This window comes from Paenibacillus sp. B1-35 (assembly GCF_050474385.1).
Lineage (GTDB): Bacteria > Bacillota > Bacilli > Paenibacillales > Paenibacillaceae > Paenibacillus_B > Paenibacillus_B alvei.
Genome location: NZ_JBCHVJ010000010.1, coordinates 13,695 through 25,862, shown reverse-complemented (window position 1 = coordinate 25,862; position 12,168 = coordinate 13,695). Strand labels below are relative to the sequence as shown.

General features: G+C 48.0%; 13 protein-coding genes. 6 read left to right on the top strand and 7 right to left on the bottom strand.

Going from position 1 to position 12,168, the window contains the following annotated elements:
• Positions 1-29 precede the first annotated feature (29 nt).
• Positions 30-470 (top strand): MarR family winged helix-turn-helix transcriptional regulator, encoded by a 441-nt coding sequence (locus ACQ5BJ_RS24850; protein ID WP_005545645.1) that lies wholly within the window; start codon positions 30-32, stop codon positions 468-470.
• Positions 471-546: 76 nt separating this feature from the next.
• Here the strand turns inward: ACQ5BJ_RS24850 and ACQ5BJ_RS24845 are convergent, their stop codons facing one another.
• Positions 547-963: an NUDIX hydrolase gene (locus ACQ5BJ_RS24845; RefSeq protein WP_005545644.1), complete on the bottom strand. Its 417-nt coding sequence runs from the start codon at positions 961-963 to the stop codon at positions 547-549.
• Positions 964-1,126: 163 nt separating this feature from the next.
• Here ACQ5BJ_RS24845 and ACQ5BJ_RS24840 point away from each other — a divergent pair, with 163 nt between their 5' ends.
• Both ACQ5BJ_RS24840 and ACQ5BJ_RS24835 read left to right on the top strand, forming a co-directional pair.
• Positions 1,127-2,032 carry a phosphotransferase gene (locus ACQ5BJ_RS24840; protein WP_289356794.1) on the top strand — a complete coding sequence of 302 codons (906 nt, stop codon included), beginning with the start codon at positions 1,127-1,129 and terminating at the stop codon, positions 2,030-2,032.
• A gap of 100 nt (positions 2,033-2,132) precedes the next feature.
• Positions 2,133-3,038, top strand: coding sequence for a Gfo/Idh/MocA family protein (locus tag ACQ5BJ_RS24835; RefSeq protein ID WP_268622670.1), 906 nt, complete (start codon positions 2,133-2,135; stop codon positions 3,036-3,038).
• A gap of 317 nt (positions 3,039-3,355) precedes the next feature.
• Here the strand turns inward: ACQ5BJ_RS24835 and ACQ5BJ_RS24830 are convergent, their stop codons facing one another.
• On the bottom strand, positions 3,356-4,207 hold the full coding sequence (locus tag ACQ5BJ_RS24830) for a sulfurtransferase (protein ID WP_430112834.1): 852 nt from the start codon (positions 4,205-4,207) through the stop codon (positions 3,356-3,358).
• A gap of 207 nt (positions 4,208-4,414) precedes the next feature.
• On the opposite strand from ACQ5BJ_RS24830, the gene ACQ5BJ_RS24825 reads away from it, so the two are divergent.
• Positions 4,415-4,933, top strand: coding sequence for a GNAT family N-acetyltransferase (locus tag ACQ5BJ_RS24825; RefSeq protein WP_051135105.1), 519 nt, complete (start codon positions 4,415-4,417; stop codon positions 4,931-4,933).
• 99 nt (positions 4,934-5,032) lie between these two features.
• On the opposite strand, the gene ACQ5BJ_RS24820 is transcribed toward ACQ5BJ_RS24825, so the two are convergent.
• The 5 genes from ACQ5BJ_RS24820 to ACQ5BJ_RS24800 form a co-directional block, all read right to left on the bottom strand.
• Complete coding sequence (locus ACQ5BJ_RS24820) at positions 5,033-5,326, bottom strand: hypothetical protein (protein WP_005545627.1); 294 nt, start codon at positions 5,324-5,326, stop codon at positions 5,033-5,035.
• Positions 5,327-5,654: 328 nt separating this feature from the next.
• Positions 5,655-6,923 carry an acyl-CoA dehydrogenase family protein gene (locus tag ACQ5BJ_RS24815; RefSeq protein ID WP_430112831.1) on the bottom strand — a complete coding sequence of 423 codons (1,269 nt, stop codon included), beginning with the start codon at positions 6,921-6,923 and terminating at the stop codon, positions 5,655-5,657.
• Between the two features lie 76 nt (positions 6,924-6,999).
• Positions 7,000-7,806, bottom strand: coding sequence for an ATP-binding cassette domain-containing protein (locus ACQ5BJ_RS24810; protein WP_367667676.1), 807 nt, complete (start codon positions 7,804-7,806; stop codon positions 7,000-7,002).
• Between the two features lie 129 nt (positions 7,807-7,935).
• Positions 7,936-8,697: an ABC transporter permease subunit gene (locus ACQ5BJ_RS24805; RefSeq protein ID WP_040735758.1), complete on the bottom strand. Its 762-nt coding sequence runs from the start codon at positions 8,695-8,697 to the stop codon at positions 7,936-7,938.
• Positions 8,698-8,953: 256 nt separating this feature from the next.
• The gene (locus ACQ5BJ_RS24800; RefSeq protein WP_005545623.1) at positions 8,954-10,072 is read right to left on the bottom strand and encodes a sulfonate ABC transporter substrate-binding protein; all 1,119 of its coding nucleotides are present in this window, start codon (positions 10,070-10,072) and stop codon (positions 8,954-8,956) included.
• A gap of 399 nt (positions 10,073-10,471) precedes the next feature.
• On the opposite strand from ACQ5BJ_RS24800, the gene motA reads away from it, so the two are divergent.
• Both motA and ACQ5BJ_RS24790 read left to right on the top strand, forming a co-directional pair.
• Entirely contained in the window at positions 10,472-11,263 is a 792-nt protein-coding gene (motA, locus tag ACQ5BJ_RS24795; protein ID WP_005545622.1) for a flagellar motor stator protein MotA, read from the top strand.
• The gene (locus ACQ5BJ_RS24790) at positions 11,256-12,083 is read left to right on the top strand and encodes a flagellar motor protein MotB (RefSeq protein ID WP_289356789.1); all 828 of its coding nucleotides are present in this window, start codon (positions 11,256-11,258) and stop codon (positions 12,081-12,083) included. The genes motA and ACQ5BJ_RS24790 overlap by 8 nt, the downstream gene beginning before the upstream one ends.
• Positions 12,084-12,168: the final 85 nt, after the last annotated feature.

The window sequence follows — 12,168 nt, the reverse complement described above, 5'->3', positions numbered from 1 at the left end:
CTATTGTGTTCAGGTAAGAGGTGAATGTTGTGGACAAGAAAGAACTTTTTCATCAGTTCGTGAGCTTTACAACCTCCGTGCACGAAGTGACGCATGAATTAACGAGGGACATTAAGCCAGACGATATTACGCCCGTTCAATATCGTATTTTGGAGTATATTGCGGTTAGCCAACCCCTTACCCTGAGCCAAATTAGTGACTGCATGCATATGTCTATGCCGAACACAAGTCGTGAGCTCAAGAAATTAACGGAGAAGCATCTATGTGAAAAATTCGAAGCTGCAGATGACAGACGCAAGCAGTTGATTCGGCTTTCGGAGACTGGACAAAAGATGATGGACGAGGCCTTTTGGCGGATTGGCGAGCGTTTTTTTAAGCGAATTGATGATTTTTCTGAAGAAGACATGAAAGACATACAACGGGCATTAGATATTCTTCAGTCTAAAGTGTTTTATAGAGAGCAGGAATAAGTGCAGCCCACTTCATGGATTGCAAAAAGACGAGAGAACACGCTAAACAAAGCGTAAACCCTCGTCTTTTCACATATCAATCACGTAGAACCTCGTCCTTATACATATTTACCTGTTCGATCATATGCCCAATATTGCCCTCTCCTGCATACAAGGCCATATCGAAGAAATTATGGGTTAATTCCGACCAATACAGCTCATTCTCATCGCCATGAATCATTACGTCATGCTTCAACTTGCCTACATAGACTTCCACATAACAATTTTGATAATGATACGTAAAGTCCATCAAATGATGCAGAGTGATGTCCTTCTGAGAAATACTTGTTTCTTCTGCCAGCTCCCGATAAGCACTTTCCATTCCCGTTTCGCCAGCCTCTATTTTTCCACCTACTAGGTTGCTTAATCCTTTATACGGCTCTTTTGCTCGTTTGCACATTAGCAACTTGTCGAGTTCTTTATTGTAAACCATGATGACATTATAGCCCTGCATCTCTTCATCTCCCGACTCACAATTAACAAAAAATGGGTCTCGAAAAGTATCGAGACCCTATTCAACATCATATCAACCCGGCCATTATAAGTCTATATTTTTTTGGGTTTTCGTGTAAAATTCTCCTGTGTAAGGTTGTACCCCATCATTCAGGAGGAAGCATATGATTTCAGAACGCGTATCTGCCTATTGCACCAAAATACCTTTATTAGCTGAAGTAACCGAATGGGCTCTTTTACGAGAGTGGGCGCTCTCGGAGGTATACCGTATTACTTTACGTTCAGGGGAAACTCGCATATTGAAATGGGGCGGCAAGGAAATGGCTCAAGAAGCAGCCAATTACCGTCGTCTCGTCAATCCTTTGCATATAGTAGCCCCGCGCATTTTTGATTTTTATGAGTCAGAACGCAGTGCAGTTATGATTATGGAAGACGCGGGGAAGTACAATTTGGAGCAGCAGCCCTGCCCTGAGCTATTTTTGGAAGCCGCAAGACAACTAGCAAGAATTCGAGATACAGCCACGATGAATATAGAAAAAAATATGCCAATTAGCCACATTCATCAATACACAGAAACGGCTGTCGATTTCCTTACGCATGCGAAAGATCTTCTTCGCTCACCTCGTCTAGCTGACCACTCTGCCCTTAGCAAGCTGCATGACATATTCCCACAACAGTTGGAGAGACTGTATCACACCCAGCCTCTTACACTCGTTCACCATGATTATCATGCGAAAAACCTGCTCATTCAGGGAACACAGATTATGCCGATTGACTGGTCGATTTCGTATCTTAGCCCCCATCTAGGCGACTTGCATTGCCTCATTGATGAAGCACGCGAATATAGTCATGTACCTAGAGAAGAGATGCTGTCCGCCTTTCATAGCGCGATGGAGCAGGATTGCTCTATGGAGCAGCTTAAATGGCAAGTGAACATCGGCGGGTTATGCTGGCTTGTTAAAACGCTGAAATGGCTCGTATATGGCGGAACGGATACGATTCCCGGTTCAGACGAGTGGGTGCCAGATTTGATGGATGAGGTAGAACTCCTCGTGAACAAAATTGTGTAGCTTCATGCGCGCTTAGACTAAAATATAGCCTGAAACCTATAGGCTATGTTGTATTTTATAATATGGAATCACAAGTTATGAAAGGGAAGGGGGATTTATCATGAAAATCGGCATGATCGGTATTGGCGATATAGCACGTAAAGCATATTTGCCTATACTAGGCACGCGATCGGATATTGAACTATCCATTGCCAGCCGCAATCAAGAAGTGGTGGATGAGGTCGGGCGACAATACCGGATCCGCAACCAGTTCTCTACTGTACAGGAATTAATTTCATCTAACATCGATGCTGCTTTCGTGCATACTTCCACAGATTCGCATGCCGATATTTTACGTCAACTTATCGCTGCAGGAATTCATGTATTTGTAGATAAGCCCATCGCCTATTCGTTACATGAATCAGAGGAAATGGTTTCTTTGGCTCAACAGCACAAAGTGAAGCTTATGGTCGGATTTAACCGCCGGTTTATGCCAATGTACAAAAATGCAAAAGAAACAATTCCGACAATCGAAACAGCCTTCATGCAAAAAAATCGGATTGGCCCCGTTTCACTAGTACGACAGACGGTTTTTGATGATTTCATTCACGTCGTAGACACGCTGCTGTACTATGTAGGCAAACCAGAGACGATCATGGTTAACGGCAAGGTCGAGGATGGGTTATTGCATTACTTAGTACTCAATTTGATGAGCCAAAAGACGACCGGACTCGGAATGATGAACCGACAGACGGGAATCACGGAAGAACGACTGGAAATCATGGGATGTCAGCAGAAGATCGTCGTCCAGAATTGCGTTCACACCACAACATATGTAAATCATTCAGAACAGCACTCCACTTTTGGCGATTGGATCTCAACTCTCTATCGCCGCGGTTTTGTTGACATGATAGACCATTTCATCGAATGTATTCAGAGCGGAAACGATTTCCTATCCAGCGGAGAGAAGTCACTGCAAACTCATCGCATCTGTGAAGACATAACTCAGCAATTGGAGCGATTATGAATCGGATACTGCCGCTACGCTATCCAACAAGGCCTAATCGTTCCGGCAATCCTATTTACCGAACATCTGTCCAATATAACAATTTGGCCGTTTCCCCCACACCTGAATAAGGTTCGAGACGGTCTTATACATAAGGTCTGATTGTCGTGTCTATCGTAGCGAGCTGCCTTCGGCAGCGCGGCACAATACGTTTAGCGGTGGAGCTGTCTGCTCTGCTCCACCGCTGCTTCGTATGCCGGTTACTCCTATTCTTCCTGTGATTGACTCACTTCGCCGTCGCCATATGCCCCAGAGATAAAGAAATAGTGCAATGATGCTTACTCTTCCCCCGTCGCAATCGGATTATCATCATAGGAACTCCAATCGCTCCAGCTGCCGGCATACAGCTTCGCACCCTTTACTCCCGTCTGCCACAAGGATAATAAGTTCGGGCAGGCTGTCACACCCGATCCACAATAGACGATTACTTCCTCCGCTCCCTGCACGACCGGCCTCCACTGCTCGCGTTGCGTCTTTAAAGGCAGCCAGTGTCCCGCTTCGTCAAGACGATTCCGCCAGAATTGGTTCACTGCGCCCGGGATATGACCTGCTTTTGCATCAATAGGCTCAAGGCGTCCTGCATATCGGTCGGGCTCGCGAGAATCAATCATGACCACACCTGGCCGTCCCAGTCGCTCTCGAATATCGTCCACATGCAGCACCATCTCCGGACGAACCTGCGGTTTATAGTTGAGCGGTGCTGACTCCGGAACTTCTGTCGACACAGGATGTCCCGCTTCCACCCACGCACTGTAACCACCATCCATCACATAGACATAGCCTTCATGGCCGATATATTGCAGCAGCCACCACAGGCGGCTAGCCATGGCTCCACCTTGGTCATCATAGACAATCACGGTCGTGGAACGATCAATGCCGCTCGCTCCAAGCTTCTGCGCCAATTCCCCTATTTCCGGTAATGGGTGACGCCCGCCATGTACCTCACGCGGTGATGACAAGTCCCGATCCAAATCAAAATAAAACGCCCCCGGTAGATGCCCTTCCTCATACGCTGTCTGTCCGCGTTCCGGCTCAGTTAACCAAAAACGGCAGTCCGCTACTGCCGCCTGCCCTTCTTCAAGCAGCTTCACAGCTTCCTCCACTGTTATAATCACCGTATACTCCTGCATGTTCCTACCTCCCGAATCAAAATATCTTTTGCCTATGCAACAAAAACCATTGTCACTCAGATGATAAGACAACCATTTGCCAAACTCCTCTCCCCATGTCACAATGGGAGAAAATCCACGCGATAAGTCTTGTATCGCCCGAAGGAGGAGAACAGACTAATGAGTTCGCCTCATGATCCATCAGCATCTGCTAACCATAATCATTCGATGTCTGGCCATCACCATCCTGCACATCCAGAACCATTATTTCGTATTCACCCGATGACTGAGGAGGATGCACAGGATATTTGCACATGGAAATACGAGCCGCCTTATCAATTGTATGGATTCCTCCCGTGGAAACAGATGAAGGCGCTTGGCGTTGAAATGGGCGACCCCGATATTCGCCGCAAGCAATATGTATCCGTTAAGGATCGGAACGAAGAGCTCATCGGCTTTGCGCAATATTTTCCGCTTGTTGGAGTTACTCGCATAGGATTAGGCATGCGGCCCGATCTGCTTGGAAAGGGAATGGGTGCTGCGTTCGTGCAAGCTATTGTGGGCGATGCATCGCAACGTCATCCAGAGGATGAAATCGACCTCGAGGTGCTCACCTGGAACAACCGTGCAATTCGTGCCTATCAAAAGGCCGGATTTTTCATTACAGATACTTACGAACGGCCTACACCAGAAGGAATGGGAGAATTCCACTGCATGGTGTATCAGCCCGAAGCTGCTCCGGTATAGTAAACCACCAATATGATGCTGGTTTGCAAAACAAATTCTTTCATTCAGGAACAACAAGAGCTGCCCGGTACGGGCAGCTCTTCGGTATTTTGTAAAGTTTTAGATGAGGGAAATCGTAGCTACTGTATCGCTCTCTACCACAATCTCGATGGTGTGGAACTGCGGATCATACTGTACGCTGCCGCTTCCAATAAACAGCAGCCGGTCCTCCCCTAGACCGTAGAACACATCATCTGCGAGTGCCTCCAGCACTTCTTTGCGTTCAGCTTGTCCGAGCTCAGCCCAGTCTTCCTCAGTCATTTCGAAAAAGGTATACCCGTCCGGAATCAGTCCTATTGCGTTCGTCAATTCTTCCAAAATATCTTGATATGGTCTCCCGAATGAAACGCCCATCTACGCTGCTCCTCTCGAATCAACTATGTCTTCCGTATTGTAGCATAGAATGCCTTCTCACTCGAACAGCTATTGCATTAAGAGCGCCTATCTTTACTATCTGCCGCGCTTTTGTTTCTTGTCAGTCAGTTCACTTTTCAGCTTTCACATTTCCTTCGTAAAAACTGATTCATGCTAATTCTCCTGTTCCTCCTACAACAACAATCACAACACAACAGAACAAAGAGCAGACTCATCGTTCTGCTCCTGGCAACATGCTATAGATTTTTATATGAAGAACCACCCCTCTAATATAAGAGCAATCTTAAAGTAAGTATCTTCAACCCTGCTAAGAGAGATTTCTGCTTTTCCAATCTTGAACGGAAGCTCTTGCAAGCTGAGTTAGTGCGATATCCTCCATCGGAGGATTATGCAGCCCGAATCGCACATCACGATACATTCGCTGCAGCGGATGATCCATACGAAGACTGTACGCGCCAACAATACGCATCGCCTTATCGACAATTGACTGCGCCGCCTGCACGACGAATACCTTCGCCGCTGCAAGATCAACAGCCCGCAGTGCTTCTCTCTCGGCGCCTCCCACTTCCCAGGACTTTGCCACACCATAGAGGAATCTTCGTGCCGCTGTCCATTCCAGTTCAATCTCACCTAGGTGCCGCTCCACGTTCGGCGTACTTGCTATGGGCTCCGACAACGATGGGGGCGTATATGCGGTAGCAAAGGAAATCGCTTCATCGCGGGCAGCTGTGGCGATGCCTAAATAACACGCTGGGATATGAAGAAGATACGGATTTGGCAGTGAGCGATCACGTTGATTATGCCTATATAGGAGTGCGTCCTCTGTCACTTTCACCTGCTCTAGCACCAGGTCATGACTTGCTGTTCCGCGCATCCCAGCCATATTCCAAGTCCATTCAATCGACACCCCGGCAGCATCATGCGGTATCAACAGCTCAATCACGTCCTCACTATCCTCAAGCGCAGCTGTTACAATGAACCACTCCAACAGCGGAGCAAAAGTTGTGAACGTCTTGCGGCCACTTACCACATATCCCCCGCTTTCGATAGGTTTGGCTGTAGTTCGTGTCTTGCCGCCACGAGAAGGACTTCCGCCCCCGACCTCCATAACTGCGCGATTTAACAGTCCGCCTTCATGCACGATGCGGCGACATACCTCGGCAAAGCTTCCTTCTGGCCAAGTACGGCGCTCCGCCAACTCATGGATGATGCTCATATGCCACCCCATCCCAAGTGCCACAGACGGATTGGCTTGAGCCAGCAGTTCTTGCGCCTTCAACCATGCAGTAAGCGGCATTGCAAGGCCTCCGTATTCCTCTGGAACGTTCCAGGACGGATAGCCAATTTTCTTCAACTTCTCTACATGATGCGAAGGCAGACCATGCTTCCTATCCAAATCTGCTGCATCCTCCCGCATCTGCCTAGCAATTTGCTCTACCTGCGCTAAGCCCCGCTTCACTTTACATTCTGGATCTGCCGTCTGCGTATGTGATTTCTTCCTTTCTGCCGGCAGTTCATCAATATGCCCAGTGTCCAGCCTCTCCAATGAATGCCCTACACCTTGTGTCACGTCCATCCCCCCTCTTTATCCTATTTCATATCCAGCACATGTTATTTCAGTAATTATGCAAATTAAAGACTCCGATCTCTCATTAAACTGCATGATCTGCAAATATATGCTCCAGCACCCGCCGCTCCATTGCTCCAAACTCTTGATCGGTTACCTGACGCGGTCTGGAACATGGATTGGCAACATCCAGTGCAATTCGACCCTGATCAATGAGCACGATGCGATCCGCTAATCGCACAGCCTCATTCACATCATGCGTGACGAGCAGTATTGTAAACCGCTGATCTCCCCATAAGGACGCAATCAATTGCTGCATCTCCAGCTTCGTCAGTGCATCCAGCGCACTAAGCGGCTCATCCAGCAGCAACAGCTTTGGCTTGCGTACCAACGCTCTTGCCAGCGCAACTCGCTGCTTCTGCCCGCCCGAAAGGGTATTCGGCCAATCATGCTGGCGGCTATCGAGTCCAACCTGATGAAGCGCTTGTTCTGCTCTTGGCCTCCAATCTCCCTGCAAACCAATTCCTACATTATCAACGACCGTTTTCCATGGAATCAGTCTACTGTCCTGGAACATGACCGTGGTTCCTCCCCGAATTCCGTCAACCGGTACACCTCCTACAAGCAGCTTGCCCTCCGTTGCTTGCTCCAACCCCGCCAAGAGACGAAGCAGCGTACTTTTACCGCAGCCGCTACGTCCCACGACGGCGACGAACTGCCCCTCTGGTATCGTCAGATCAATGTGATCCAAGACTTGATGCTCACCAAAATATTTACTTACGCCACTGATCTTCACTTCCGCTCCTTCGATATTGGCTTGATCAGCCGCCTCCTTTGATTGAAGCGGCCATCGTGTCTGCGTTAGTGGACGCATGGCCTGATATCCTCCCATAGTTCGACTGCCTCCTTCTCTCCTTCAAGGATGAAATGGATGTTGCTATCCACACAATCTGCAACAATAAAAGCTGAACCTGCCTATCGTCTAAGCCTACAGCAAGCCGAGTATTTGGTAGTCCGCTTCTTAATGTCCTACCCGATGCTCAGTACTCCAGCGCAGTGCCTTGCGCTCCAGCAGCTTCGCGAACACATCGGCTCCTTTACCGAACGCCGCATATAACAAAATGCTTAATATAATAATGTCAGTCTGCATAAACTCACGTGCATTGAGCGCCAAATAACCGACTCCAGCATCAGTGGCAATTGTCTCCGCAACGATTAGAGTCAGCCACATGACACCGAGCGCATATCGCAAGCCAACAAATATGGAGGGCAGTGCCCCCGGCAATATAATGTGCCGAAATAATGACCCGGATCGCAGACCATACACCTTTGCCATCTCCACAACACCTGGATCAACGCTGCGGATGCCATGATACGTATTTACATAAATCGGGAACATGACGCCAAGGGAGACAAGGAAAATTTTGGCCCCTTCATCAATGCCCAGCCAAATGATGACGAGTGGGACAAGAGCTAAATGAGGAATATTGCGCAGCATTTGAATCGATGTATCGAACAGCCGATAAAACCCCAAGTATCGGCCGCTAAGCACGCCCAATAAGAAACCAATCCCGCCACCAATAACGAAGCCGATGAGGGCGCGCTGAAGACTGACACCAATATGATAGCCGAGCGTTCCGTTTATGGTCAGTTCCCACAATGTGTGCAGTACCTTGGTCGGTGTTGGCAACAGTTGTGCAGACACTACTTCAGACGAGGAAGCCCACTGCCAAATCGCTAAAAAAACAATCGGCAGCAGCCAAGGCGCACTAACTGCTGCAATCCTGTTCCCCCAGCCATCCTTACGTCGCGAATCAGCAGCATAAGCATGAACCGTATTTTTATGTTTTGCATTTGCCGAATCCCTTTTCCCCGGTGATCCCAGCGATTTAGGACCTATAAGAGATGAAGATGGTGCCGCGCCTGACTTCTCCACTGATCCGCTGCCTGCATAGATGGATCGCGAGTCTTCTTCTTCTCGATTTGCCAACTTCGTGGACGATACAGCATCTGTCGTACGCATTGCGATTCCCCCTTTATCACTTGCTCCTCACAGGCCCTTGTACGGCCCAAGGCGCATCCAACGGCATCCGATCAGCTACCTTGATAGGGTTCGGTATTAAACCAATCCGATAATACGTATCCGCTAGCTGCTGCTGCGCGTTGATAATTTCCGAATTGAACAATTCGACCCCATAGGTGCGACGCTTCACTGCAAGCTCGATAGCTGCCTTTTCGATTCCCTGTGTTTCGGACAGCAGCTTAATCACATCATCCTTATGGGTGTTGGCCCATTCATCCGACACTTGAATTTCCTCTAAAATAGTCCGTATCTGTTCTGGGTGTTCCTTGGCAAACTGCTCATTGGCATAATAGAACGTACGATTCGGCGAGTATCCTTGACCATCCGTTAACGTCATTGGCTTCAAATCTGTCTGTATAGCTGCAAAGAACGGATCCCAGGAGCCTAGCGCATCCACCTGTCTCGTTTCAAACACCGCTCGCCCTTCCGACGCATCCTTGACGTAAACGAACTGAACATCTTCAAGCTTCAGACCTGCTTTCTCTATCGCCAGCACTGCCAGGTAATGATGATTACCGCCTTTGCCTACCGCAAGCTTCTTCCCCTTCAAGTCGGCAATTGATTGCACTCCTGATTCCAGATAAGTGACGATTCCCATTCCCTCCGGATTCGGATGATCATTGCCCACATATACAAATGGCTTATTGCCTGCTTGTGCGAATACACCTGATCCATCCGCTGCATGCCCGAAGTCGATGCTGCCACTGCTCAGTGCTTCAAGCAAGAAGTTCCCCCCGGCAAATACCTTCCACTCCACCTCATATCCCGCTTCCTTCAGGCGTTTATCCAAATTGCCATTCACCTTCAGAATGTTTAAAGTGTTGCCCTTTTGATAGCCGATGCGAATCACTTTGCGAGACCCGTTCTTGCCTGCACCGGAGGTGTCGGCTACCGCCCCATTTTGGGCGCCCGTTCCGGCTCCAACCGATGCGCAACCCGCCAATAACGCCATCAAGCAGAACCATGAGATGAGAATTATTACAACACGCACACGCAGTTGTCTGTTCGTAAGATGTTCAGATGGCGCCTTAACAGTAACCAAATTATCCAATGCATATAGTTGGTCTTTAGACATTGAAAGCCCCCATTTCACAATGAAATTCTTTCACCCCGTTGTCATTTCTCCTTGAACAACCCGCCTAAAACTTTGTGCAAAAATCTCGTTATCATTTGAGCCCAGCCTTTTTCCTTCAGAGCTGTTCATCGAATGAAACCACACTCCCCACTGAATCACCATATATTCCGATTAACTTACTAAGTATTTAGATGACATTTTATTCTCCTTGCCTCTTTCTTGTCAATCCTATTTTTTCCTCTAACTTTTGAGCCAGGGAACAAAATGTTCATTAAATAAATAGAGCTGTTTTGCCGATAAAAAGAATATTGCATCTTTTTTTTACGTATTTCGGCTAACGCTGTCGAATACGCTCGCAGGAAGCACCATTATACTCATGGATGAGGTGTGTATGGAATTATGGAAAAATCTACGATCATTGGTCTCGTGCTCGGCCTTGCTGCCGTCACGCTAGGGATGTACTTTAAGGGGGCGCCTATCTCGAACCTCGCCAACCCAGCAGCCATTATGATTATCTTTGTTGGTACTGCGGGTTCCCTGTTCATTGCCTTCCCGATGAAGGAACTGAAAAAATTTCCTAAGCTTATCGGGCTGCTCTTCAAAAAGCAAGATTTGGTTGACCGTGTTCAATTGATCCAACTCTTCATGGAATGGGCGTCAATTACGCGCCGTGAAGGCTTGCTTGCTTTGGAAACACGTATAGACGAAATTGAAGACGAATTCCTCCGCAACGGAATGCGGATGATTATTGACGGCAATGATCAAGACTTCGTGCGTGACGTGCTCATGGAAGACATTCATGCAACCGAAGAAAGACACCATTCTGGAGCGCTCATTTTCTCGCAAGCGGGCATGTACGCCCCTACGCTTGGGGTATTGGGTGCCGTAATCGGTCTGATTGCCGCCCTATCGCAAATGTCGGAAATGGAGCACCTGGCTAAAGCGATTGCCGCAGCGTTCGTTGCTACATTGATGGGGATATTCTCCGGTTATGTGCTATGGCATCCGATCGCCAATAAGCTGAAGCGCCTGTCGCACAGCGAAATTGAAATTCGACTCATGATGGTCGAGGGACTGTTGTCCATTCAATCCGGCGTATCTACCATTGCAATTAACCAAAAGCTCTCTGTCTTCTTGACTCCACAAGAGCGTGCTCTTATGAGTGTTAAGGAGGGGGCAAGCGTTGAGTAAGAAATTACGAACACCCCCGAAGGAAGAACATACAGATGAGACATGGCTCATTCCGTATGCCGATATTTTGACACTGCTGCTCGCTCTTTTCATCGTGCTCTATGCCATGTCGGCGGTTGATGCGAAAAAATTCGAGCAAATGAGCCAAGCCTTCAGTTCAGCGTTGGATTCCGGCGGTGGAGGGGCTGGTATTTTAAATGAATCAGCTATTATTCGCTCAGACGGATCGAAATCCAGCATGGTTGAAGCGAATCCTAAAAACTTCACCAAATCGCGCAATCACGAGCGAGAACAATATATGTTGCATGCCAAGCAAGAACAGCAGCAGCTTGAGCAGCTTCAGAATAAGATGAATCAGTATATTTCCAACAATGGGTTAACTGATCAGTTGAATACGAAACTTAATCACTCTGAGTTGAAAATTACAATTAAAGATAGCGCGCTCTTCGATTCCGGTAAGGCCAACTTGAAGGGTGATTCGAAGCAGCTTGCAGCTACAATCGGCGACATGTTGAAGCAGTATCAAGGCTTCTCTGTCGTCATTAGCGGGCACACAGACAATCGCCCTATCCGCAACAGCAGATTTGAGTCGAACTGGGATCTGAGCTCTGCACGGGCGCTTAGCTTCATGAAGGTCGTCTTGGAACGCTCCGGACTTGATCCGAAGCTATTCCAAGCGGTTGGGATGGGCGAGTATCATCCTGTAGCTGACAACAGCAGCACTGAAGGTCAAGCGAAGAATCGCCGAGTAGAGGTATCCGTTCTTCGCAAATACACGGATAAGAATAAAGCGGCGAATGAATTAACTGAGCAAAACTGAGTCGTTACCGTACAGATAATACAACGAACAAATAGGGGTGCCCTGATAGAGTCGTAATATCGTCTCTATCAAGGCACCCCTTCGT

Excerpts from the sequence above, each read along its gene's own strand:
- ACQ5BJ_RS24820 (WP_005545627.1), bottom strand. The coding sequence starts at position 5,326 with ATGGGCGTTTCATTCGGGAGACCATATCAAGATATTTTGGAAGAATTG.
- ACQ5BJ_RS24840 (WP_289356794.1), top strand. The coding sequence starts at position 1,127 with ATGATTTCAGAACGCGTATCTGCCTATTGCACCAAAATACCTTTATTA.
- ACQ5BJ_RS24810 (WP_367667676.1), bottom strand. The coding sequence starts at position 7,806 with ATGGGAGGATATCAGGCCATGCGTCCACTAACGCAGACACGATGGCCG.
- ACQ5BJ_RS24815 (WP_430112831.1), bottom strand. The coding sequence starts at position 6,923 with ATGGACGTGACACAAGGTGTAGGGCATTCATTGGAGAGGCTGGACACT.
- ACQ5BJ_RS24845 (WP_005545644.1), bottom strand. The coding sequence starts at position 963 with ATGCAGGGCTATAATGTCATCATGGTTTACAATAAAGAACTCGACAAG.
- ACQ5BJ_RS24825 (WP_051135105.1), top strand. The coding sequence starts at position 4,415 with ATGTCTGGCCATCACCATCCTGCACATCCAGAACCATTATTTCGTATT.
- motA (WP_005545622.1), top strand. The coding sequence starts at position 10,472 with ATGGAAAAATCTACGATCATTGGTCTCGTGCTCGGCCTTGCTGCCGTC.
- ACQ5BJ_RS24830 (WP_430112834.1), bottom strand. The coding sequence starts at position 4,207 with ATGCAGGAGTATACGGTGATTATAACAGTGGAGGAAGCTGTGAAGCTG.
- ACQ5BJ_RS24800 (WP_005545623.1), bottom strand. The coding sequence starts at position 10,072 with ATGTCTAAAGACCAACTATATGCATTGGATAATTTGGTTACTGTTAAG.
- ACQ5BJ_RS24835 (WP_268622670.1), top strand. The coding sequence starts at position 2,133 with ATGAAAATCGGCATGATCGGTATTGGCGATATAGCACGTAAAGCATAT.